At 64.4% G+C, this 22,493-nt stretch carries 18 protein-coding genes; 8 read left to right on the top strand and 10 right to left on the bottom strand.

Annotated elements, in window-relative coordinates; genetic code table 11:
- From AC1DYM_RS14360 to AC1DYM_RS14350, 3 genes are all read left to right on the top strand, one after another.
- The coding region (locus AC1DYM_RS14360) for a glycosyltransferase family 4 protein (protein WP_477339401.1) at nucleotides 1–919 on the top strand (919 nt) is incomplete at its 5' end.
- A complete protein-coding gene (locus AC1DYM_RS14355) occupies nucleotides 916–1,890 on the top strand; it encodes a lysylphosphatidylglycerol synthase domain-containing protein (RefSeq protein ID WP_477339399.1) in 975 nt (324 codons plus the stop codon). The genes AC1DYM_RS14360 and AC1DYM_RS14355, both read left to right, overlap by 4 nt.
- On the top strand, nucleotides 1,887–4,196 hold the full coding sequence (locus AC1DYM_RS14350; RefSeq protein ID WP_477339397.1) for a hypothetical protein: 2,310 nt from the start codon (nucleotides 1,887–1,889) through the stop codon (nucleotides 4,194–4,196). The genes AC1DYM_RS14355 and AC1DYM_RS14350 overlap by 4 nt, the downstream gene beginning before the upstream one ends.
- Here the strand turns inward: AC1DYM_RS14350 and AC1DYM_RS14345 are convergent.
- From AC1DYM_RS14345 to AC1DYM_RS14330, 4 genes are read right to left on the bottom strand one after another with little or no spacing between them, the layout of a single operon-like run.
- Complete coding sequence (locus AC1DYM_RS14345; protein WP_477339395.1) at nucleotides 4,187–6,943, bottom strand: glycosyltransferase family 4 protein; 2,757 nt, start codon at nucleotides 6,941–6,943, stop codon at nucleotides 4,187–4,189. The two genes, AC1DYM_RS14350 and AC1DYM_RS14345, sit on opposite strands and share 10 nt — an antisense overlap.
- Nucleotides 6,940–7,176, bottom strand: a complete 237-nt coding sequence (locus tag AC1DYM_RS14340) for a hypothetical protein (protein WP_477339393.1) — start codon at nucleotides 7,174–7,176, stop codon at nucleotides 6,940–6,942. The genes AC1DYM_RS14345 and AC1DYM_RS14340 overlap by 4 nt, the downstream gene beginning before the upstream one ends.
- Complete coding sequence (locus tag AC1DYM_RS14335) at nucleotides 7,173–8,444, bottom strand: glycosyltransferase (RefSeq protein WP_477339391.1); 1,272 nt, start codon at nucleotides 8,442–8,444, stop codon at nucleotides 7,173–7,175. Before AC1DYM_RS14335 ends, AC1DYM_RS14340 begins: the two co-directional genes overlap by 4 nt.
- Nucleotides 8,444–10,051 carry an electron transfer flavoprotein-ubiquinone oxidoreductase gene (locus tag AC1DYM_RS14330; protein ID WP_477339389.1) on the bottom strand — a complete coding sequence of 536 codons (1,608 nt, stop codon included), beginning with the start codon at nucleotides 10,049–10,051 and terminating at the stop codon, nucleotides 8,444–8,446. The genes AC1DYM_RS14335 and AC1DYM_RS14330 overlap by 1 nt, the downstream gene beginning before the upstream one ends.
- A 150-nt stretch (nucleotides 10,052–10,201) precedes the next feature.
- Between AC1DYM_RS14330 and AC1DYM_RS14325 the strand changes: the two genes are divergently transcribed.
- Nucleotides 10,202–11,602 carry an amidase gene (locus tag AC1DYM_RS14325; RefSeq protein ID WP_477339387.1) on the top strand — a complete coding sequence of 467 codons (1,401 nt, stop codon included), beginning with the start codon at nucleotides 10,202–10,204 and terminating at the stop codon, nucleotides 11,600–11,602.
- 23 nt (nucleotides 11,603–11,625) lie between these two features.
- On the opposite strand, the gene AC1DYM_RS14320 is transcribed toward AC1DYM_RS14325, so the two are convergent.
- From AC1DYM_RS14320 to AC1DYM_RS14305, 4 genes are read right to left on the bottom strand one after another with little or no spacing between them, the layout of a single operon-like run.
- Complete coding sequence (locus AC1DYM_RS14320) at nucleotides 11,626–12,234, bottom strand: ABC-type transport auxiliary lipoprotein family protein (protein WP_477339385.1); 609 nt, start codon at nucleotides 12,232–12,234, stop codon at nucleotides 11,626–11,628.
- Nucleotides 12,231–13,169: an MlaD family protein gene (locus AC1DYM_RS14315; RefSeq protein WP_477339383.1), complete on the bottom strand. Its 939-nt coding sequence runs from the start codon at nucleotides 13,167–13,169 to the stop codon at nucleotides 12,231–12,233. Before AC1DYM_RS14315 ends, AC1DYM_RS14320 begins: the two co-directional genes overlap by 4 nt.
- A gap of 4 nt (nucleotides 13,170–13,173) precedes the next feature.
- Nucleotides 13,174–13,983: an ABC transporter ATP-binding protein gene (locus AC1DYM_RS14310; RefSeq protein WP_477339413.1), complete on the bottom strand. Its 810-nt coding sequence runs from the start codon at nucleotides 13,981–13,983 to the stop codon at nucleotides 13,174–13,176.
- Nucleotides 13,977–15,119, bottom strand: coding sequence for an MlaE family ABC transporter permease (locus tag AC1DYM_RS14305; protein WP_477339381.1), 1,143 nt, complete (start codon nucleotides 15,117–15,119; stop codon nucleotides 13,977–13,979). The genes AC1DYM_RS14310 and AC1DYM_RS14305 overlap by 7 nt, the downstream gene beginning before the upstream one ends.
- A gap of 108 nt (nucleotides 15,120–15,227) precedes the next feature.
- On the opposite strand from AC1DYM_RS14305, the gene gcvT reads away from it, so the two are divergent.
- Entirely contained in the window at nucleotides 15,228–16,337 is a 1,110-nt protein-coding gene (gene gcvT, locus AC1DYM_RS14300) for a glycine cleavage system aminomethyltransferase GcvT (RefSeq protein ID WP_477339379.1), read from the top strand.
- 83 nt (nucleotides 16,338–16,420) lie between these two features.
- Here gcvT and AC1DYM_RS14295 read toward each other — a convergent pair whose 3' ends face one another.
- Entirely contained in the window at nucleotides 16,421–17,587 is a 1,167-nt protein-coding gene (locus tag AC1DYM_RS14295) for a DUF3103 family protein (protein WP_477339377.1), read from the bottom strand.
- A gap of 264 nt (nucleotides 17,588–17,851) precedes the next feature.
- Here AC1DYM_RS14295 and gcvH point away from each other — a divergent pair, with 264 nt between their 5' ends.
- The 3 genes from gcvH to AC1DYM_RS14280 all read left to right on the top strand — a co-directional run bounded on the left by gcvH (nucleotide 17,852) and on the right by AC1DYM_RS14280 (nucleotide 20,645).
- Nucleotides 17,852–18,253, top strand: coding sequence for a glycine cleavage system protein GcvH (gene gcvH, locus AC1DYM_RS14290; protein WP_477339375.1), 402 nt, complete (start codon nucleotides 17,852–17,854; stop codon nucleotides 18,251–18,253).
- A gap of 432 nt (nucleotides 18,254–18,685) precedes the next feature.
- Nucleotides 18,686–19,339 (top strand): met regulon transcriptional regulator MetJ, encoded by a 654-nt coding sequence (gene metJ, locus AC1DYM_RS14285; protein ID WP_071924940.1) that lies wholly within the window; start codon nucleotides 18,686–18,688, stop codon nucleotides 19,337–19,339.
- Between the two features lie 274 nt (nucleotides 19,340–19,613).
- Nucleotides 19,614–20,645 (top strand): energy transducer TonB, encoded by a 1,032-nt coding sequence (locus AC1DYM_RS14280; RefSeq protein WP_477339373.1) that lies wholly within the window; start codon nucleotides 19,614–19,616, stop codon nucleotides 20,643–20,645.
- A 339-nt stretch (nucleotides 20,646–20,984) separates the two neighbouring features.
- On the opposite strand, the gene AC1DYM_RS14275 is transcribed toward AC1DYM_RS14280, so the two are convergent.
- Nucleotides 20,985–22,328: a serine hydrolase domain-containing protein gene (locus AC1DYM_RS14275; protein WP_477339371.1), complete on the bottom strand. Its 1,344-nt coding sequence runs from the start codon at nucleotides 22,326–22,328 to the stop codon at nucleotides 20,985–20,987.
- Between the last annotated feature and the right edge of the window lie 165 nt (nucleotides 22,329–22,493).

Raw genomic sequence — 22,493 nt, 5'->3', positions numbered from 1 at the left:
GGCCTCACTTGCGGTGTTCGTTTTTGAGTCTGCGGCGTTGCTCCTGCGTCGAAAAGTAGACGTGGTTCACATTGGCGACCTGGTGCTCTGGCCCCTGGCACTGATTGCGCGATGGGCGAAATCCGCACCGCGCGTTGCCATAACGGCTTATGGCCTCGATCTGATCTATGGTCGAAGACGAGGTGCCCTGCCATGGATATACCGCAGTTACCTGAGTCTTGGCATCCGACTGATCGGCCGGTCCGTCCGAATCATCGCGATATCGGGGCCAACAGCCGCCCTGTGTCGGGAGGCCGGTTTCAAGGACGTCATCGTTGTGACGCTTGGCGTAGATCCTCCGTCGTCATCGTCTCCGATGGCAGACACGCCTGCTTCCCGTCCGTTCGTCCTCTTCGTGGGTCGATTGGTGCGACGCAAGGGCGCTGCATGGTTTGCGCGCGAAGTGTTGCCGTTGTTGCCGCCGAGGCTGCGACTTGTCGTTGTCGGCAAATGCTGGGACGCTCAGGAAAGGGAGGCGCTAGAGGGATCGGAGCGCATCGAGTACCGTGATTTCGTATCGGACGACGCGCTCCATGCGCTTCGGCGTGAGGCGACCGTCGTCGTCATGCCCAACATTCCCTCCGATGGGTTGGATGTCGAAGGCTTCGGCCTCACGGCTCTGGAAGCTGCGGCCGATGGCGGCGTCCTCCTGGCCAGTGGCATCGAAGGCATCGTGGACGCTGTCGTGGATGGTGAGACGGGATTCTTGCTGCCCGCAAAAGACGCCGTCACCTGGGCGGAAAAGATCGGCGAGATAGAACGATGGACTCTGGCCGAGCGGCGCGTATTCGTCGGACGGGCGCAGCACGTCGTTTCCACAAAATTCTCGTGGGCCGCCGTCGCGGAGCAGACCATAAACGCTTATCGGTTGGGCGAATGAAGGCGTCAAGCCTCACCCTCGCGAAGCGAATACTCGGATGGTTGGTCGTCGCTACCGCGATGGCCTTCTTCATCCATCGCGTCGTCGTCAATGCCGGTCACATGCCGCACGTCGCGTGGAATGCCACGACAGTTGCGGTCGGTATCGGCTCCTCCGTCGTCGCGGCGTTCGCCATCGTACTTTCGGCGGTCATCTGGCAGGTGCTGCTCCGCGATCAGGCGCTTCACATCCCATGGCCGCGCATCATAAGCCTTTATCTCGTTGCCCAGTTCGGGAAATACCTGCCGGGTAATGTCGGCCAGTATGTGGGACGCGCCGTGCTGGGCAAGGCCGTGGGCATTCCGCTGCCCGTGACATTGGCGACCATGGTGACGGAAGTTCTTTGGGGCGCTGGGACAGCACTCGGTTTGGCCGCCCTGTCGCTCTACCTATTCTTTGGGTCGGCTCTCTCGTTTCTCCCGTCATGGGCCAACGCGGCCGGGCTGGCGATCGGCTTTCTTGGACTCCTTGCCTCACCTTGGCTGGGTATCACGTTGGCCAAGCGTCTCATTCCAGGATTGGTCGCGAGGTTGTTCGGCGTGAACGGTATCAGCGCGCCTGGCTGGATGGCAGCGCTTCAGGTCTCCCTCCTCTACGTGACGTGCTCGCTGTGCATGGGCATCGTGCTGCAATGGCAGTCGCATTATCTGTTTGGTGCCCCGTCAGCACCGTTGCTGCAAGTCAGCGGGTTCTTCGCACTCGCATGGCTTGCCGGCTTCGCCTTACCTGGAGCCCCCGCTGGCATTGGCGTTCGCGAATCCATGATGGTCCTCCTTTTTACGCCTCTTGTTGGCGAAGGGACGGCTATCGCACTAAGCGTCACATGCCGTCTTGCGACAACGCTGGCAGACGTCCTTGCGTTTGTGATCGGCTGGGTATGGCGGTCTGCTCAGTCGCAGCCGCCACAGCCTCCGCAGGAAATGAGTCAATGAGGAACGTCGTCACCCGTCACTCTATCGTCGTAGCTGTCTTGTCCATCGCCGGTCTGCTTTGGACGCTGTTCGTCAACGGTGCCGTTCCCTTCCTCGCGACACCCACGCTCGGGCAGGCCGCCTCGATGATGGGCTACGCGCAGGCGTTTGCGAATCAACACTGGTACTCCCTCCATGGGCACGCGTTCGGTTACCCCGTACCAACGGCCCTGGCGACAGGCTTGCCATTGGCATGGGCTGCCGCCTGGCCGATCCGTCTCGGCACAGGAGCAGCCGATGCCTACTCGCTCGCGGTGGCTCTCTGGCTCACGGTGGGATACGCAGGTGCGTACCGGTTGTCCCGCAAGCTCGGTGCTCGCGGGTGCGTCGCCGCGCTTTCCGCGACGGCATGGATGAGTTTGCCCATGGTCTGGGCACACCAAGGCTACTCCTCGCTGGGGCTCGGGCTGGGGATGCTTCCGTTGTACATCTCGAGCTGCCTGGCCATTCTGGATGCTGGCGTTATTCGTATGTCCACGCGCTTGCGACGCGTCGCCTGGTTCATCGCCCTGTGCACCGTCGCAATCTTCATGGACGGCTACAGTTTCATGATGTTCGTCACCGCTGCTTCGATCCTCTTCGGCTTCCGATTGATGCCGAACGATGGCAGTCGAGCACGACTGATAGGGTTCGCGGCCCCCGTATACTTGGCAGGCTTCGGTGCCGCTTTTCTCGCCTACACCTACTACGTCGGGCGTACCGGCTTCGAACCATCATCCTTGGATTTCTTTCGCGGCTGGGCGCTCGACCTGGCTTTTGTCGGGGTGCCACCGGCCGGTGAGTTCTGGCTCTGGGACTTGCTGGGTTGGGCAAGATTTCGCAGCGATGCGCTCTATTTTGGCGATGCCTCCGTGTGGACCACCACGTTTGCCCTGCCGCTTGCAGCAGCGGGCATCTATTGCATGATTTCCATGCGTGGACGTCCCGCTCGCACGTGGGCATGGTTGGTGATCGCGTTGTTCGGTCTGTACATGGCGCTCGGCCCAACGGTAAAGATCGATAGCGTCAAGCCAGACGGCGTGGCTGGACCGCTGATGTCTGCTCACCAGGGCCTTATGCCGACAGGTAGCGCGTTTCTTTCCGAGCACGTTCCGGGATTGCAGAGCATGCGAGCCCCGTATCGGTGGGAAGCTCTGTTCCTGTTGGGTATGTGGGGGCTTGTCGCCATGAAGGCGGCGAGTTCGACGCGCTCGCGAACGTGGCAGTGGTGTGCCCTGTATCTGGTGCTCATCGCCTCGGGGGCGCCTCATCCGCTCGCGCTGTGGGGAGACTACCGGGCCTTCCACCGGGATTTTTTGACCATGGACCGCGACATCGTCCTGCCACTGGCTGCCCGCGTGCCACCGGGTTCGCGGGTGTTCTTCGTGCCTTACACCAATGACGTCATGGCGAACTATCTCAGCCCCAGGCTGGGTGTCGTCTCTTACAATGTTGGCGGCGACAAACAACTCGAGATCGCGCATGGCGCGTGGCCAGCCACGTTGCGCCAGTTCGAGATGAATCGCTTTGACGCGACCGACGTTTCGAGGATACGTAGAACCCTGCTCGAGGGCGATGTCGATGTCGTGATCGTCCCCTATTTCAATAGCCTGTGGGCTGCGCACATGTGGCCGTGCGTTGCTGAGGCCAAGGGCTTCTCGAAGTTCACGATGGAAATCTACCAGCGTGCCGACTTTCTGTGTCCCGATCAGATCCGGGCCAACGTCGCCGGCACTATCGCTACATTGGGGAGCGACGACTATCTGGATGTCGACTCCCAGCCGCTGTTCGCCCTGATAACGTTAAAACGAAAATACTCCGATGCGACCGGCCGCGAGAATGCGAAGTTACGGCTCCTGTCTGACGTGACCTTTCCTATCGATATCGTGCATGACGAGAAGGCGACGGAGCTCGTTCTTGGCGATGGCTGGCACCCTCGGGAGCCGGTCAGTCGTTGGTCACAAGCGAAAGCCGTGGTGACCCTGCCGGTGCCGCCCTCGTGCGTCGAGAGTGGATGCAAGGCGGTGTTCCGCTTCGCCGCATTTTCCGCATCGGCCCATCGGCCTGTGACTGTCCTGCTGAGCATGGCGGATCGTCCCACCGTCGCTTCGTCCGCCACGCTGGTCGACGAAGGCGAGCACGAATTGGCGCTTGCTGTCCCAAAAGGCACTCGCATTGTCACGGTGAATATTGCCGTGCCTGCAGCCAGTTCTCCCTCGGCGCTAGGGATCAGCGCCGACGCGCGTGTCCTGGGCATTTCGCTGAAGCGAATTGATTTTCAACCTTGACAGGGCGTAGCCGGGGGCGGCGAACTGGAGCCTCGGTGGGTTTTGATGGCAAGCTGGAGCGAAGCTGCGCTTTCTTTCCACGACCGCCACGCAGGATGATCGCCGGCGGGTGGGCGGTCGACCAGCCAGCGGGCGAGGAAGGTCGCCAGGCCTTCGGCCGTGTCGGTTTGAAAATACGAAGGGTAGTGGCCTGCCACCTCGCGGAAGACCGGCAGTGATCTTGCGATGACCGGTTTCCCTCGCTGGGCCGCTTCGATCAGGGGCAGGCCATACCCCTCGCCACGCGAGGCAGCCAGAAGCGCGGTGGCCCGCTGATAGACGGCTTCCAGCGTCGCGTCGTCCGCATCGTCAAGCCAGAAGAGCCGCTTGCCCTTCTCAGCATGCATCTGGAGTCGCTCAGCGAGTTGCTTCACGAGCCAGCCTCGGTGGCCCACGATGACCAGGCTGACGTCAGCACCCGACTCCCAGAGCAGCTCCATGGCGTCCAGTACCTGCTCATGCCCTTTGCGCGGTTCGACCGTGCCGACCATCAACAACGACGGTCGGACAGACATGGCGTGCTCGAGGAGCGGGTCGAGATCGCCGCTTCGGCGGTCCTTGCCCGCCTCGGCGCCGAGTTCGAAGCTGGTGATGGCTGGCTGGCGTCCGGTCTTGTGTTCTCGCAGCCAGGTCGCGACCTCATCGGCCGTTGTGCGCGAGATGCAATGCAGCCCATCGCCAAGGTCGGAGATGGTCGTCATCCACTCCGCGAAACGCTCCCGCGACTGCGTATGGAACGCCTCTGGCATCGTGATCGGAAGAAGGTCGTAGACGATGAAATGCACGGGCACGCCAGCACGTCGCCAGGTACGCAAAAGTGACGCACTGGAAGGCAGGCTTTCCATGGTCCAGTCCAGGCCGACATACACCTCGTTGCCGGTGATGGCCACGATGTCGCCGGGGAGATCGCGAGGCGCATCGATACCAATGAGTCGGCATGCATAGTCGTGTGCGTGGTGGAAACGTCCCTCGCGGTACGCGATGGGCTCGATCCGCACGCCTTCCGGCGGGTTGGCGAGCCACTCGCGCAGTATCGAGCGGACCACACGGTGCACCCCCGTGCCCAGATCGTTTGCAGCGATGTGGGTCACGTCGACCAGCCAGCGAACCTGCCTGCCTGGCGTCGCTCGGGCCAGAGCGTCCGCTACACGGGCGAGGTCGTCGTCCGACAGAGCGGGCGCGACTGACCCGGCGATGGCATGCTCCACCGCTAGCTGCTGTGCCAGCGCGTGGTTTCGCGCTACGCCGGCGTCCTCATCATCCAGCAACGCAAGCCAGTCCCCGGCGGACGTCGTCGTCAGTAGACGCGTATATCCACCGAGGCGATACAGGTCGGCGGCGACGGATGGGCCGGCATCGGGCAACGGCCCCGACCAGATCACGCTACCCGGCCGCTGACGCAGGCGGGGCAGGGTCTCGGCCACATTGGTCGCGTCCACCCGATAAACCGGTAAGTGCGGCAGCGAATCGATGTCCCCCTCGCGACCCTTGYGACCAACGCCAGCCAGCGTCGCCTCGATCGCCTTCAGCGCCCGGGCGGCAACCGCCTCCCAACTGAATTGCGAGGCGCGTTCGAGTCCCTGGCGGCGTAGGCGCTCGGCGAATCCGGCGTCGGTCAGCGCGGCCTCGATGCGGGCGCTCATGGCGCCGGGTCGGGTGGCATCGAACATGGCGTCCGGATGGCCGACGACCTCGGGCAGGCTGGTCGCGTCGTTGACGATAGTCGGTGCGCCGCACGCCATCGCTTCCAGCGGCGGAAGACCGAAACCCTCTCGCGTCGAAGGAAAGACGAACAGCGAACACGCCTGGTAGAGGCGAATCAGTTCACTATCGGTCACGTAGCCGGTGAAAACCACGTCGCTTGCCCGCAGGCGTGTCGCGGCCATGGTTTCGGCAATGCGTTCGGCGGCCAGCGGATCGATGCGCCCGACCAGGACCAGGGTGTGCCCGGCCCGAAGCGCGTCGGGGAGGGAGGCATATGCCTCGACCAGTGAGAGAACATTTTTCCGCGTGTCGAATCCGCCGTTGTACATCACGAAGGAACAGGTGATGCCAAAGCGCTCCCGAAGAAACGCGGCGTGATCGTCGCCAGGAGCCGATGGCGCAAAGCGTGCATCGACGCCGGCGCCGATGGCGACGATCCGTTCCGGGGCCACGCCGAGTCGTTCGATGGCGTCGGAGCGCACCCATTCGGACATGGCAAGCAGGAGGTCGCAGCGCTTCAGTACCTCAAGCCGCTGCATGTACCAGTCACGGGGCCGCGCCTGGCCGAGTTGTTTCGGGTCGTGCAGCGGGATGAGGTCGTACAGGGTCGCGACGGTAAGTGCCTGGGGCAGCGCATGCGGGACCAGGGCATCGTCGTGCAGCCCTTCGATGACACTGCCCAGCCAGGCGACGTCGGGACGCCCGACGTCGAGAGCATGGGTGAAGACCCGTCCGGCGGCCTCGCGCCGAGCGTCGTTCGCATGATCGTCGAACGACGTATTCCTTAGGGGCCCGACGGCACGCCGGCGGACGTTGCCGCCACCGTCGGACAGCGTATCGATCGCCTCGTCCACACCGTCGAGCGCGGCATTGAACAACACCGTTGCGTCATGCTCGCCGCGACAGAGTTTGACGAATGCTCGCGTCACCGCCATGCAATACCGGCCAATGCCACGGTGCCGGCTATCGGTCTGAACGCCCTGCATGTCGATCACTATCTTCACGGTCGGGAATCCGCACGCATCCGGTCATAGGCGCGCCGGCTAGCCTCCGGCAGCCGCGCCGCATCCACGTCGAGCACCGCTTCGGGGTGGACGGCGCGGTGCGCGGCCGTGCGCAGCTTGCCGTCGAGCGCGGGAAAGCGGTACACAAGGTCGACGATCGCACGCTTGAGCGTGGGATGGCGTCCGAGGAAATGGAGGAGGCCGCTGAGGCCGCGGCGGAGCAGGACGCTCATGCCAGCGGCTCATCCAGTGCGCGGCGCAGCGCTTCGCGCGCGCGTTCGACAGAGAAGTGGCGGCGAACATTATCCAGCCCGGCCTCGGACAACCGCAGCCACAGGGCTTCGTCGTGATAGGCGATATCGATCGCCTCCGCCATGGCCATCGCATCATCCTGGATCAATGCGTCTACGCCGTCCTGCAGATACATCCCTTCGGCAGCCAGCGTCGTTACGACGACCGGCAGCCCGTGGCTCATCGCCTGGTTCACCTTGCCTTTCACGCCGGCGCCGAACCGAAGCGGCGCCACGGAAATCCGCGCGCCCGCGAGCATGGGCGCGAGGTCGTCGATACGACCGTGTATCGCCATGCCTTCGCGCTCGATGGCGCGACGCGTGGTGTCGTCGATGTCGCCGACAACGTGGAGAATGATCGACGGATCGCGTTCGCGTACCCGGGGCAGTACATGCGTGGAGAACCACCGCACAGCGTCCTCATTCGGCGGGTGGCCGAAGCCGCCGACGAAAATCAGGCCGCTGCGCGAGGCGAAGGGTGCCGCTCGGCCGGCAACCTCATGGATATTGCTGACGAGTTCGACCCGCGATCGTGGCACCTCGTTCGCGAGGACATCACGCTCGTCGCCGCTGACGACCAATGTGACATCAGCACGTTCGACCATCGCCAGTTCGCGCCGGCGCGATCGTGCGGCCTGGCGGGCGAGAGAGGCATTCAGTGTCAGCGTGGCGGCGCGCTCTTCGCGTATGTAGTGAAGGTCCACGGTGTCGAAAACGATCCGCGCTCGCGGAGCAAGGCGGCGGGCGACGGCGAGGTACTGGTCGGCCACCGGCAGGCGGCAAAGCATGACGGCATCCAGAGCGGCGCCATGCTCGCGCATCCATGCTGCGGGACCGCTGTGATGTACCTGGACGCCGAGCGCTGCCAGACGCGCTACATCGCGTGCCGTCGCATCGTCGTCGTCGGCGATGAAATCGACGAACCAGCCGTCGGCATTGAGCAGTTCGAAGATCTGGCACAGGCGCATCGAGCCGGAGTCGCGGGTCGGATCCGGCGTCATGGTTTCCACGACGAGGATCCTGCGCGGAGACCTGGCCGCAGCCGGAGCACGCAGCAGACCAGGCGCGACATCGTCGTGGACGACCGGGGCGTTGCCGCCGCGGTCGCGCATGGCGCGTCGCAGGGTGCCACGCCAGCCGCGGATCGCGATGCTGCCTTTCAGGCGACGCAGCAGGTGACCGATACGTCGCAGCTTCCAGCCGAGTTCCATCAAAGATTCTGGTAGTTGGGACCCGAGCCGCCTTCCGGCGTCACCCAGGTGATGATCTGGTAGGGATCCTTGATGTCACACGTCTTGCAATGCACGCAGTTCGCCGAGTTGATCTGCAGGCGCTTGCCGGCGTCGTCCTGGACGATCTCGTAGACACCCGCGGGACAGAACTTCTCGCAAGGATTGCCGTACTCGGTCGTGCAACGATCGATGCAGATCGACGTGTCGGCCACCTTCAGATGCACCGGCTGGTCTTCATCGTGTTCGGTGGCGGCGAAGTACACGCTGGCCAGGCGATCGCGCGGCGCGAGCGTACGGTCAACGTAATCCTTCTTTGCAGCCTCGTGCCTCCCCAGCTTGTCCAGCGACGACCAGTCCGCATGGTTCTTCATCGTCCACGGCGAGCGGCCACCGGTGACGGTTTCCCACGCTGCGTTGATCAAGCCGAACCACAGGCCCCTGTTGAACCCGGGGCGGATATTGCGCACTTTCTTCAACTCGCTCATCACGGCCGAGGCACGCAGCTTCGCATCCCAGCCGGCGGGATCCAGCGCGCTGGCAACGAGGTGTTCCGCAGCGAGCATGCCCGAGGCGATGGCCTGGTGGGTTCCCTTGATCTTCGGCACGTTGACCAGGCCGGCGGAATCGCCGATCAGGATTGCACCGGGCATGTCCACCTTCGGCAGCGACTGAAAGCCGCCTTCGATGATGGCGCGCGCGCCCGCCGAGAGAATGGTGCCGCCCTCGAGCAGACCCTTGACGTTCGGATGGTGCTTGAACTGCTGGAAGGCTTCGAACGGCGAGAACGCCGGGTCCGGGTAGTCGAGGCCGACGACGAAGCCGACGGCAACCCGGTCCTTGTCCAGGTGATAGAGGAAGCTGCCGCCGTAGGTGTCGTTGGCCAGCGGCCAGCCAGCCGTGTGCACGACCTTGCCGGCTTCGCCGCGACCGGGCGGTAGCTGCCACAGTTCCTTGATGCCGATGCCATAGGTCTGCGGATCGCTGTCCTTGTCCAGGTCGAAGTGCTTGATCAGCGACTTGCTGATGTGCCCGCGGCAGCCTTCGGCGAGCACGGTGACCTTGGCGCGGATGTCGATGCCTTCGGTGTAGCCAGGCTTGTGCGTGCCGTCGCGCGCCACGCCCATGTCGCCGATACGCACGCCGTTGACGGCACCTGCCTCGTCGAACAGGGCTTCGGAAGCGGCATACCCCGGGAATACGTCCACGCCCAGGGCTTCGGCCTGGGGGGCGAGCCAGGCGCACAACGCACCGAGGCTGACGATCACGTTGCCGTGGTTGTTCATTTGCGGAGGCGTCACCGGCAGCTTCGTGCCCGACGCGTGATCGCGCAGCAGCCAGAACTCGTCCTTGGTCACCGGCACGCATACCGGCGGCGGACTGCTGCGCCAGTCAGGCAGCAGGCGATCCAGCGGCGCGGTCTCGATGACGGCGCCGGAAAGGATCTGTGCGCCGATGGTCGACGCCTTCTCGATCACGCAGACCGTGATCTCCGGATTGAGCTGTTTCGTACGCATCGCGAACGCCAGGCCGGCGGGGCCGGCCCCGACGACGACGAGGTCGTATTCCATGGTTTCGCGTTCGCTCATGGCTGGCTCACTCAATCTGGCTGGCTTCGGGGATCAGCCCGGCATTGTCCGGCTTCCCCCGCGCGCGGGCAAATCGCCGTTTCAAACAGGCCGGGTTGCCTGTCCTTCACATTGCGCGTTCATAATCGGACCCATGCGCAAGGAGAGTTCATGAATACGATGCCGCCGGTGGCCGACACCGACATGCGCCGCGCCACGCTGCTGCAGATCCTGCATTGGCTGGCGATTGGGAGGGTCCAGCCCCAGGCCCTTTCGGATGTTTACCAAAATGCGATCGAACGCCTGAATCCACGGCTCAACGCCTTCGTGGACTTCAGTGCGCCGCTCATCCAGGAGCAGGCGCTCGCTGCCGATCGGCGCCGCCGCGATGGCGTCATCGGTCGTCTCGATGGCATTCCCATCGCCATCAAGGACAACTTCGACGTCGCCGGCGTGCCGACCCGTGCGGGTATGCGGCGACGCAGCGCGATCCCGGATGAAGACGCACACCTCGTCGCGCGCTTGCGCGCCTCAGGCACGGTGCTGCTTGGCAAGACCAACATGGACGAGGGTGCGCTCGGGCTCACCACCAACAATCCGTTTCATGGCGCAACGCACAATCCACATCGTCTCGGCTACACGGCCGGCGGCTCGTCCGGTGGCGCGGCGGCCGCGGTGGCGTCGGGCATGGCCGTCGCGGCGATCGGCTCCGACACCTTGGGCTCGGTTCGCGTCCCGGCGAGTTATTGCGGTGTGTATGCCCTGAAGCCGACTCACGGCGAAATCTCGGCCCGGGGCTTGGTGCCAGCAGCCCGCCGCCTGGACGCGGTCGGCCTGCTGGCGCGTGGCGTCGACGATCTGACCGTCCTTCTGCAGACGCTGGCGGGCTACGACGCCGATGACGCGCGCTCGCGCCGTCGCCGCGTGGCGTTCTCGCCGCCAGACTGGGAGCCGGGCAACCTGCGCGCGGGCCTCCTGCCGGATCTTGCCGCCGTGGGCGTCGAGCGCGATGTGATCGATGTCTTCGAAGACGCGCTGAGCAAGCTCAACGGCGAACTGGGCGAACGGCGCCTGGTCGATTTTTCCGATTGGGATTTCGCCAGGACGCGCCGCGCCGGCCTGCTGCTCATGGAGGCCGAAATGCTCAACACGTTCGCGGACGAGTTGGCCGATGAGGCTTACCCGGTGTCGCCGGGCTTCCGGCAGATGGTCGATTTCGCCGCGGGCAAGTCGGCCGCCGACTATGTCGCTGCGGATCGCGTGCTGGACGATGCCACGCTGAAGATGCGTCGCCTGTTCGCCCAGGTCGATGTGCTGGTGATGCCGACGACCTCGCAGGGCGCTTTCCCGCTGGACGGGCCGGTTCCTGCGTCACAGGCAGACCTGTGCAGCTTCGCCAGCCTGGCGGGATGTCCGGCGGTCAGCATTCCGATGGGTACGTTACCGAACGGTATGCCGATCGGGATGCAGCTGGTGGGCGCGCGTGGTTCGGACCTGCGACTGCTGGAGCTGGCGGCCGTGTGTGCGTCGTCGCTGGATGCCGAGCCGGCGTATCCGGTGGAGCCTGCGTAAGAGCATCGCCGATGAATCGGCTCCTACCGAGCAGCGCCACCCGTCTCCAACGTCCACCCCACGACCTCGCGCGACACCTTGTCCATCGCCCGCCCGAACGCATCGACGACCTCCGGCACGTCCTTGCCGGCCACGGGCTCGTGCACCTCGAAACGCCGGCTACCGACGATCTGGTGCTTCCGTGTCGAGGCGAGCACCGCGTCGTAGCGAATGACCACCTCGGGCGCGCCCGCGACGTACTCGGTCTGGAACGCCGAAAGACTTCCGCCCAATTCGAAATCCGCGCCGAGGTTGTTCTCGTCCGTACTCAGTGCGGGGATCCGGCCGCTGTCACGGAACGCATCCGCCAGGCGATCGCGGAAGAGCTTGGTCGTGTTGTCGTTCCACCGGGCGCCCGCGTACACCGTGATCTGGTTCGAATCCGGGACCACGGCGATGCGCACGTTATCCAGGGAGCGCGGCGCGGCGGGCGCGGCGACGCGCAAGGCCCAGGTCACGGGTACAGCGGCAGCGGGTCGCGCGCCGGGCGCCGCGGGCAGGGTGTAGATCTTCGGCGTTTCGGCCTTCGGCAGGATCGAGCACGCCGACAGCAGCGCGAGAAGCAGCGGAGCGGCGAGGCGGGCACGCATCATGGGGTGAACTCCTTGGTCTTTTCACGGCCGAACAGGTAGCCGCTGGGATTCTCGTCGAGGCGACGGGTGATCGAGCGCAACGAAGTCAGGGTGTCGCGCAATTCGCGCAAGGCCGGGGCCAGTTCACCCAGGCTCGCCGCGCCACCGTTCAGCGCATCGCTGTTGTCGTTGATCAGGCGATCCACCGAGGCCATCGAATGTTCGAGCGAGGCCATCGCGTGCTGTGCGCTTTCCAACGTGGCCTTGCCCTGGCCCTCGATCAGGCCATTGGCGTTGTGCACCAGCTTCTGGCTTTCCGCCAGCGTCTCGTTGGCTTGCGTCGTCGCGGTGGTCAATTGCTTGATCAGCGTACGGATGTCTTCACGCTCGTCGGCAATCACGCCGGTGGTCTGGTCCAGGTGGTCGAGTGTGCGCTCGATCCGGTGGACGTTCTCTTTCGAAAGCAGGTCTTTGGCTCGCGCGGCCGCCTGGCTGATATTGGTGATGAGGTCTTCGCCGTTGGCGAGCAGGCGGGCGAGTGGCGAGGGGTCGGCGATGATCACCGGTACCTCGCCGTCGTGCCCGACCAGCAGCGGCGCGCCCGGTGTGCCGCCGGACAACTGGATGATCGCCACACCGGTGACGCCGGTGAGTGCGAGCTTGGCGTGGGTGTCCTTGCGCAGCGGCGTATCGCCGGTGACCCGCACGCGGGCGAGAACGCGCCGCGGATCTTCCGGATCCAGCCGCAGCTGCATGACATCGCCGAGCCGGATGCCGTTGTACTGCACGGCACCGCCCTTCGACAGGCCAGTCACCGCCTCGTTGAAGACAATGTCGTAGTAGTTCCACTCCTGGTCCGAGTGGGCCTTGGCCAGCCAGACGCCGAAGCCGAGGCCGGCCATGACGATGAGGACGGTGAACAGTCCGATCAGGATGTGATGCGCGCGCGTTTCCATGGTGTCAGTCCTTGCCTTTATGGGCGGCGAAGGTGGCCGCGCGTCCGCGCGGTCCGTTGAAATAAGCCTGTACCCAGGGATCGTCGGTGCGGGCGACCTCGTCGATCGGCGCGGCGGCGAGCACGCGCTTTTGCGACAGGACGGCCACGCGGTCGCAGGTCGAGTAAAGCGTATCGAGGTCGTGTGTCACCAGGAACACGGTGAGGCCGAGCGCGTTCCGCAAGGTCACGAGAAGACTGTCGAAGGCGGCGGCGCTGATCGGATCCAGGCCAGCGGTCGGTTCGTCGAGGAAGAGGATTTCAGGATCCAGCGCGAGGGCGCGGGCAAGCGCGGCACGCTTGATCATGCCGCCGGAGAGTTCCGAAGGGTACTTGCGGCCGGCGTCCACGGGCAGGCCGGCGAGCGCGAGTTTCACCCCGGCCAGTCGTGTCGCATCGATGCGAGGCAGTCCCGCATGCTCGATAAGCGGAAGGGCGATGTTTTCCGCCACGGTGAGTGACGAGAACAAGGCGCCGCTCTGGAACAGTACGCCGAAGCGGCGCTCGACCTGCGAACGACGTTCGTCCGACAAGGACAACAGGCTCTCGCCGAAGACGCGTACTTCGCCGGCGACCGGACGGACCAGACCAATGATCGTGCGCAGCAGCACCGACTTGCCGGTACCCGATCCGCCGACGATGCCGATGATCTCGCCGCGGTACACGTCCAGGTCCAGGTTCTCATGGACGGTCTGGGAACCGAAACGGTTGATCAGGCCGCGAACCTCGATGACGGTTTCACGCGCCGGTACAGCCTGGGTCTGTGCGTTCACCAGCCCATCTCCATATAGAAGAGGGCGGCGAGGGCATCGAGCAGGATGACCACGAAGATCGACTGGACCACGGCCGAGGTCGTGTGTTCGCCCACCGACTGCGCGCTGCCGGAGACCTTGAAGCCTTCCATGCAGCCGATCACGCCGATCATGAAGGCGAACACCGGTGCCTTGCCCATGCCGACCAGGAACTGGCTCAGCGACATGTCCTGCTGCAGCATCGACAGGAACATCGACGGCGACATCTTCAGGACCGCCAGGCAGACCACCCCACCACCGACGATGCCGGCGATCATGGCGATGAAGGTGAGCAGAGGCAGCGAGACCAGCAGGGCGAGGACGCGCGGAAGCACCAGCAGCTCGATGGGATCCAGGCCGAGCGTGCGGATCGCATCGATCTCTTCGCGGGCCTTCATCGAGCCGATCTGGGCAGTGAACGCGCTGGCCGTGCGGCCGGCAAGGAGGATGGCGGTAAGCAGGACGCCGAATTCACGAAGGAAGGCGAAGCCGATCAGGTCCACGGTGAAGATGCTGGCGCCGTAGCTGGCCAGCGCGGTGGAGCCGAGGAAGGCCACCACCGCGCCGACCATGAAGGAGAGCAGGGCCAGGATCGGGACGGCGTCGAGCCCGGTCTGCTCGATCTGCGCGACCACCGCGGTGGCTCGCCAGTGCCGGGGGCGAAACGTGGTGCTGGCAAAGCCCTGCAGGGTAATGCCGATGAAGCCCAGCAGCTTCAACGTCTGCTTCCAGAACGAACCCATGGCCGTGCCGATGCGCTCGAGCATGACTACGAAGCCGGCATCCCTCGGCCGCTTCACGCCTTTACAGTATGTGTCGATCGCATCGCCGACGGTTTTCAGCAGGGCGCGCCGGGCAGGCGGCAGCGACTCGTCCTGGGCCAGGGTCTGGGTGCGCTGGCTGCCGAGCATCTCGGCGATGACGAAGGCGCCGGAGGTGTCCATGGCGCCCAGTGCGTGGATGTCCACCGTGACATCGTTGCCTACCGTGCCCGCCAGCGCGTTGGCCCTGGCCTGCAGCTCCATGTAGTGGACGAGCGTCCAGTCCCCGCTCAGGGCCAGGCGAGCACCGCCCGCATCGCGGGTGAGGGTGGCCGAGCCGGGCAGGGATGGGGTCGTCATGGGCGAAGGCTAGCAGATGCCGATGCTGCGTTTGCGCTTGGCCTGATGGCCTTCGCGGGCCGATAATACGGGGCTGTTCCCGCCGACATTCCCCTGCAAGGTACGACGATGACCGACAAGACCGAACTCAACGCCTCCCACCGTGAACTCGGCGCCCGCATGGTCGACTTTGGCGGCTGGGACATGCCGATCGCCTATGGCTCGCAGATCGACGAGCACCACGCGGTGCGCAAGGACGCCGGCATGTTCGACGTCTCGCACATGACCGTGGTCGACCTCACGGGCGAACGCACCCGGGAATTCCTCCGCAAGCTGGTCGCCAACAACGTCGACAAGCTGACCAAGTCGGGCAAGGCGCTCTACACCTGCATGCTCGACGAGACCGGCGGCGTGATCGACGATCTCATCGTCTACTTCCTGCGCGAGGATTTCTTCCGTCTCGTGGTCAACGCCGCCACGCGGGCGAAGGATCTGGCCTGGATCGAAAAGCAGGCCGCGGCGTTCGGCATCACCGTGCGCGAGCGCCCGGAATTCGGCATGGTCGCCGTGCAGGGACCCAACGCCCGCGAGAAGCTGATCGGCCTGCTGCCGGAAGACATCCGCGAAAAGGCGCGCAAGCTCGGCAAGTTCGCCGCGATCGAATGCGAGGGCCCGAATGGTATGCCGCTGTTCCTGGCGCGCACCGGCTACACGGGTGAGGACGGCTTCGAAGTGGTCGTGCCGAATACACGCGTGGTCGAACTGTGGAATCTCCTGCGCGAGGCGGGCGTCGCTCCGGCCGGGCTCGGTGCGCGCGATACGCTCCGCCTCGAAGCCGGGATGAATCTTTATGGTCAGGATATGGACGAGACGGTCACGCCTTGGGAAGCCTCGCTAGCCTGGACGATCTCGCTCGACGAGGGCCGCGATTTCATCGGCCGCGAGGCGCTCGAGAAGCAGAAGCTCGACGGCGTGCCGCGTGTGATGGTCGGCCTGGTCATGGATGAAAAGGGCGTGCTTCGCCACGGCCAGAAGGTCATCGCCGCCAACGGCGAAGGCGAAATCCTTTCGGGTGGGTTCTCGCCGACCCTCGGCAAGTCGGTCGCCTTCGCGCGCCTGCCCGCGGGCGACCATGGCGATGTCCGCGTGGAGATCCGTGGCCGCGAAGTGCCCGTGCGTATCGTCAAGTTCCCCTTCGTCCGTGACGGCCAGCCGATGCCGGGCATCGTCGACGGCTGATCTGTTCGCTATACATATATATATGTGTACGAGAAAAGGGGCGGCCTCATGGCCGCCCCTTTTCTCGTACAGGGCGTGACGGCTCAGCGGTTCGTCACCTCATGGGGAGCAAGGACGATCCGCGCTTCGCCGCGGGCACCCTCGAGTGGCTTTTCCTTCGTGCCGTAGTCCCCACCGCGTTCGATCACATAGAACGAATCGACGTAGTCGTTCGAGTTCTCGAACCAGACAGCCGGCATGGCCTTGAGGATCTCGTTGGCGATCTTGGTCACGCCGGTGACGACGAGGGCCGGCGGCGCCTCGGGGGCGACGAGCAGCGACATGTCACCTACGGCCGTCAGCACCGCCTCGGCCAGTGCCTTGAAGTTCGTGTTGCCATCCTCCTCGAACAGCTGCACGTTGACGTAGTGGGTGCCGAAATCGGTCCAATTGATCAGGTCCATGCCTGGCGTGTACCAGCGCTTGTCGTGGTCGAGCCACGGCATGTCCTTGGTGATGAGCTGCGGCTTTCCATCGTGGCCCACGCCCGACACGATGGCGAAGATTTCCGCGTCGCCCTGGATGTCGGGCTCCTGGTCTTTCTCCAGATAGATACGCTTGAGGAGGGTAAGTTGCTCGCCCTGGGCGCCATCGTCGCCGAGATCGCCCTGCCGGGACGACCCTCCCGACATCCGGGCGCTCTGCACGCCGCCTTGACGCAGGATCTCGTTCATCACTGTGGTGCCGGCGCGGACGGCCGCGCTACTGTCCGATTCGATGATCAGCATGGGGACGGTCGGCATCGCCTCGAGGTCGTAACGATGCTCTGCACCCACCGCATCGAACGCCACCACCTGCGTCGCGCCGGACAGCGGGTCGCGGCTCACCGTACCGATCCATAAATCATCGGTCGCCGGCAGGGGCGCATTGTCGGCGACGCCGTGCACGCGCACGTCGATCAGGGCGTCGAGCGCGCCGGTGAGTCCGCGCAGGTCGATCGCCTTGCGCTCGAGATCGCGCAGATGGCTGACGGTGTCCGCACTCGCCGGCGTCTGCACCTCGCCAAGGACGTCACTGAGCGCGGCCTTGCCCTTGGCGAGGTGTTCGCGCAGGGCGCTGTCGAATGCCGGATCGGYCGCGAGGGTGGCGACGCCGCGAGCGAGTTCCTCGCGGGCCTCGTCCATGGTGGTGACGTCTTTCGCCATGAGGGACGTGGGGAGGGCCAGGGCGATGGTGACGCTGATGACGCCTGCTTTGAGAATCCGTTTCATAGGGAACTCCTGATGGGTGGTTGCTTTGTCGGATGACCGTGCTATCGGGCAATTACCTCAAGTGGGGGAAGGTATTGCCGCCGAGGTGTCGGCCGTGGCCTAGCCTCGGTACGAAGTTACCTAGCGCAGTAAGCGCGGGATGTAGGTTGGCGGCGGCATTTATGTAAGCGGAAGCCATGGCGTGGCGCTTTCCCCCATCGCGCATCCCGGTACAATTGACCGGCGCACAACCCGCCCCGGCCCCGATACAACGAGGAACTCCCCATGAGCGATAAAGAAATTCCCGGCGATCTGAAATTCCAGAAGACCCACGAGTGGGTGCGCGTCGAGCAGGACGGCACGGTCACCGTCGGTATCTCCGACCACGCGCAGGGCGCACTCGGCGATCTCGTCTACGTCGAACTGCCGGAAGTCGGCTCCAGCGTCCAGGCGGGGAACGGTGTCGCCGTCGTCGAATCGGTCAAGGCCGCTTCCGACATCTATGCACCGGTCTCGGGTGAAATCACCGAGGTCAACACGGTACTCAGCGACAAGCCGGAAACGATCAACGAAGACGCCTACGGTGACGGCTGGATCTTCAAGTTGAAGCTCGATGACAAGTCCGAGCTCGACGGTTTGTTGACGGCCGACGAGTACGCCGAGATCGCCGAGAACGACGACCACTGATCCGACTCGGCAGGTTCGATTCGCATGCCGGTCGTCCTCGACCGGCATTTTTTTGTCCGGAACGGCCCTTCGGCGAAATTTTTTTTCACCCTCGGTAGCGCTTCGTTCATCCGCCAAATCGGCCCCGACAGACCGTGTCGGACGGCGCCTCTTTTTTCGTCCGCCGCGGTATGTCGTCGATGCATCGTTCGCGTCGACGAACGAAAAAACATCTTTATTTAAGCTATTTGCTGAACCATTTATCGGCGCGAGTGTTTTTTATTTTGGCAGTCCATTCCCTTCCGGACGTAACAGATAACCCCTTGCTTCGGCCCGGTAGTGGCCCTGGGTTGCGGAGGTATGCATCCGCAACGTCTTCAATTCATAGCCAAAGTTTATTGACAGCGGATATGTTCAGGAATAGCTTTTGCAACAATTGACGGGGAACCCGATATGGAATTAGGAAAATTCATCAGGCCGTACGTCGAACACGGCAACAAAGCGGGAGCGGTTCGCAAGATCACTGTGTCCATTCCGCTTCACGTACTTCGACTGCTTTCCGATGAACGTACTCGCCGCCAGGTGAACAATTTAAGGCACGCAACGAACAGCGATCTGCTGGTTGAAGCGTTCCTTCATGCTTTTACTGGGCAACCACTGCCAACTGATGAGGAGCTGAGACGAACCATGGCCACTGCCAAGAAAGCCACTGCCAAGAAGTCCGCCGCCAAAAAGGCGACGAAGAAATCCACCGTGAAGAAGACCGCCGCGCGCAAGTCGCCGGCAAAGAAGGCCTCGACCCGTAAGGTCGCGGTCAAGAAGGCTGCGACCCGCAAGTCGCCGGCCAAGAAGGCTGCTGTCAAGAAGGTCGCCCGCAAGGCTGCCGTCAAGAAGGTAGCTGCCAAGAAGGCGGTCAAGAAGGCCGTCAAGAAGGCTTCCGTAAAGAAGACGGCGCGCAAGGCAGCACCGCGCAAGGCCGCCGCTCCGCGTAAGGCTGCTTCGAAGAAGGTTGCCGCCGCCAAGGTCGTTCGCGCGACCAAGGCTGCCAAGCCGGCTAAGGCACCGCGTGCTGCCAAGGCCCCGAAGGCCGCTAAGGCCGCCAAGTAATAAGCGTTACCTTCCAATAAGAAAGCTTGTTACGAATTATCTCCCCGCGGTGCCCAGCGCGGGGAGACACTTCGAAACCTTGACCCCGGCCCTGCCGGGGTTATTCATTTCCGGGGCGCGGATTCTTGCCCCCGGAAAACCTCCTAGACCGCCGCGCTGGATTCACGGGGCTATTACGGTTACCTTGTCTCCACATCGCGCTGCGGGGGACGGGGGGTTCTCCGCGTCAAGCCATCAGGGGGCGCGCGCTATGCGGAGTCCGCTTTCGACCGCCATGGATAATCGTCATCGCATTCCGTCGCGCCATTTCGCGCGCGGCGCCGTCAATCCCGTGACACTCACCGTCCTCGCCATTGTCCTGGCGCTGGCAGTCGCGGCCTGGTTCCTGATCATCAAACCTTATCGCGACGCGAACGCAGGCGTCACGCCGGCCACCGCCGCGGCGACCAAGCCTGGCGCGACGCGGGATACGCCGGCTAACGTCGACGCACTCAGCACCGACCAGCTCCTGGCCGAAGCCCGCACGGCGATGAACGAGCAGCGTCTCGTGGCGCCGGCAGGCAATAACGCCTTCGAGTTCTATATGAAGGTGCTGCAGAAGCAGCCGGGTAACCCCGTCGCCGCCGATGCCCTACGCGAGACGTTCTCCTACGGCGCCGCCGCGACCGAGCAGACGATCAACCAGCGGGACTTCACCGAAGCCCAGCGTGAGATCGACCTTCTCGCCAAGGCGGATCCCGAGAACTACACGCTGACCATCCTGCGTTCCAAGCTCGACGCCCAGCGCAAGACACTGGACCGCGAGCAGCAGCAGGCGCTCGACGCGCAGAAGGCCCAGCAGCTGGCGCAGCAGAACGCCACCAGCGCGGCCAAGTTGCAGGCTGAGCAGCAGGCTTCGGCTGCCGCCGAGGCGCAGCGTCAGCAGGCAGCGCGTGAGCAGGCCGCCCGTGTCGCCCAGCAGCAGCCCGCCGCCGCGGCCGCACCTGTCGCAGCGGCACCACGCCCTGTGGCACGCGCCGCGACGGACGAGTCCATCAGCGAGGCTGTCCTGATTCGCCAGGTGAATCCGCGCTACCCGACGGCAGCCATGCGCGCGAACCAGGAAGGCTGGGTGGATGTCGAGATGACTGTCGGCGCCGACGGCACCGTGGGCAATGTCTCGGTGGTCGACGCGCAGCCCAAGCACGTGTTCGACCGCTCGGCGATCGACGCGGTGAGCAAGTGGGAGTTCAAGCCGGCCAGTCGCAACGGCGAGGCGATCTCCGTCACCCTCCGCCGACGGTTGCAGTTCAACCTCGGCAGGTAAACAAAAACGGCCCCGCAAGGGGCCGTTTTTTTTGAGCACGAACTGATTCATGTGGGAGCCGCTTCAGCGGCGATAACCAGGTTGCCGGGTTCCGCCTCTTAAGCGGATAGCCCGCTTCGCGGACTCATGCATCCAGCGGCATTCGCCGCCTCACGCTCGTGCTGGTGTGGAAGCCGCGAGGGGCAAGGCCCTCAGCTCATGCGGCCCCAAGGGCCTTGCCCCTCGCGGCAGCGAACACTGAAGATGCGTGCTGTCGAGCGCACCGCCAGCAACATTGCAGCGATGCTGTTGTAGGAGCCGATTCATCGGCCAACCCGGCCGCGACTCCCGCGTCATCCCTCAGGGCTTCTTCTTTTTCTTCGTGGTCGCCTTGGCCGGCGCTGCCTTCTTGGTGGCAGCGGCCTTCTTCGTCGCGGCTTTCTTCGTCGGCGCAGCGGCGGGGGCGGTGTGTACCGAGCCCTCGACGCCGGCCCAGTCGACGTGATTGAGGCCGAGGAGGTCGTCGAAGACCATCGGCATCAGGCCGGCGGGGATCGGGCCTGCGCCGTTCCACATCGTCACTACGCCCGCGTGATACTTCGGGAAGAAGCCGATCATGGTGCGGTAGCCGGAGACGGCACCCGCGTGGAAGATCAGGTCTTCGTTGGCGTACTTGAAGACGCGCCAGCCCAGCGCGTAGTGCGCGTCGGTGACGCGGGCGCGGCGCCAGGGTAGGGAGTGCACCTCGGACGGTGTGGCGACCTCCGGTGCGTGCAGCACGTCCAGCGAGGGCGTGGGCAGCACATCGGGGCGACCGCCCATCTGGGCCATCAGCCATTGCTCCATGTCGCGCAGGCTCGCGTTGACGCCGGCAGCGGGAGCGACGCGGTAGTAGCTGTCGTTGGGCTCGTAGGGAATCCAGTTATGCGGACCGCCACGGTGTGGCCGCGCCCAGCTCTTGCTCGCCTCGAGGGCGTCGCGTCCGTAGCTGGCGGTGGTCATGCCCAGCGGCGCGAAGATGCGGCGCTCCACCTGGCGAAAGAAATAATCGCCGGTAGTGGCGTAGATCACGTCGCCGATCATGCTGAAGGCGACGTTCTGGTAGCCGTAGCACGCGCCCACCTTGCAGGAGAGATCCACCTCGTCGAGCTTGCGCACGAGTTCCTCGTACGGCATGTCGGCTTCGAGCATGTTGTCGTAGGTGTTGCGTGGCAGCCCCAGGCGCTGGCCGAGAATGTCGCGGACCGTGGCCTGCTGCGCCGCCTCCATGTCCTTGAGCTTGAAGTAGGGGATGGTATCGATCAGCTTGGTATCCCAACTGAGGAAACCTTCGCGGACGAGCACGGCGGTCACGCCGGTGGCGAACGCTTTCGACAGGGACGCCAGGCGGAAGACGGTTTCCGGCGTGGCAGGTTCTTTCGTTTTTGCATTGGCGTAGCCAAAGGCCCGTTCGTAGACGACCTTGTCGTCCACGATCACGGCCGTGACGAGCGCCGGCGCGGCATCGCGCGCTTCGGCGGCATCGAGCCAGCGTTTGTAGTCTTCGACGGTTTGCTTGATGCGTTCGGGCGGCAGTTTGGCGGATTCGGGATCGACGTGAACCACCGGCGGCTTCTGCGGAGGCGGCGGTGCGGCCATGGCAAAGGGAGCAGCGACGGCGCAGGCGATGGCGCAAGCGAGCAGGGAAGCGGAACGAAACGACATGCTTATCTCGCGGGTCGAGGCGTGGGGACACGCCGCGGGGAGGGGGACGTCAGCGCGCTGATCGTCATCGGCCTCATTGTCTTTTACTTATGCGCTGGGGACAACGCATGGGTGTTGCCGAATGTAGGAGCCGATTCATCGGCGATTCCAGGGGGGAGGAGAGCA

Source organism: Luteibacter sp. P1_D3 (assembly GCF_056406135.1).
The sequence above is the reverse complement of the archived record's forward strand: the minus strand, read 5'-3'. Positions and strand labels throughout refer to the sequence as shown.

Coding starts and splice junctions, on each gene's coding strand:
- AC1DYM_RS14355 (WP_477339399.1), top strand. CDS start 916: ATGAAGGCGTCAAGCCTCACCCTCGCGAAGCGAATACTCGGATGGTTG.
- AC1DYM_RS14350 (WP_477339397.1), top strand. CDS start 1,887: ATGAGGAACGTCGTCACCCGTCACTCTATCGTCGTAGCTGTCTTGTCC.
- AC1DYM_RS14340 (WP_477339393.1), bottom strand. CDS start 7,176: ATGAGCGTCCTGCTCCGCCGCGGCCTCAGCGGCCTCCTCCATTTCCTC.
- AC1DYM_RS14335 (WP_477339391.1), bottom strand. CDS start 8,444: ATGGAACTCGGCTGGAAGCTGCGACGTATCGGTCACCTGCTGCGTCGC.
- AC1DYM_RS14330 (WP_477339389.1), bottom strand. CDS start 10,051: ATGAGCGAACGCGAAACCATGGAATACGACCTCGTCGTCGTCGGGGCC.
- AC1DYM_RS14325 (WP_477339387.1), top strand. CDS start 10,202: ATGAATACGATGCCGCCGGTGGCCGACACCGACATGCGCCGCGCCACG.
- AC1DYM_RS14320 (WP_477339385.1), bottom strand. CDS start 12,234: ATGATGCGTGCCCGCCTCGCCGCTCCGCTGCTTCTCGCGCTGCTGTCG.
- AC1DYM_RS14315 (WP_477339383.1), bottom strand. CDS start 13,169: ATGGAAACGCGCGCGCATCACATCCTGATCGGACTGTTCACCGTCCTC.
- AC1DYM_RS14305 (WP_477339381.1), bottom strand. CDS start 15,119: ATGACGACCCCATCCCTGCCCGGCTCGGCCACCCTCACCCGCGATGCG.
- gcvT (WP_477339379.1), top strand. CDS start 15,228: ATGACCGACAAGACCGAACTCAACGCCTCCCACCGTGAACTCGGCGCC.
- gcvH (WP_477339375.1), top strand. CDS start 17,852: ATGAGCGATAAAGAAATTCCCGGCGATCTGAAATTCCAGAAGACCCAC.
- metJ (WP_071924940.1), top strand. CDS start 18,686: ATGGAATTAGGAAAATTCATCAGGCCGTACGTCGAACACGGCAACAAA.
- AC1DYM_RS14280 (WP_477339373.1), top strand. CDS start 19,614: ATGGATAATCGTCATCGCATTCCGTCGCGCCATTTCGCGCGCGGCGCC.
- AC1DYM_RS14275 (WP_477339371.1), bottom strand. CDS start 22,328: ATGTCGTTTCGTTCCGCTTCCCTGCTCGCTTGCGCCATCGCCTGCGCC.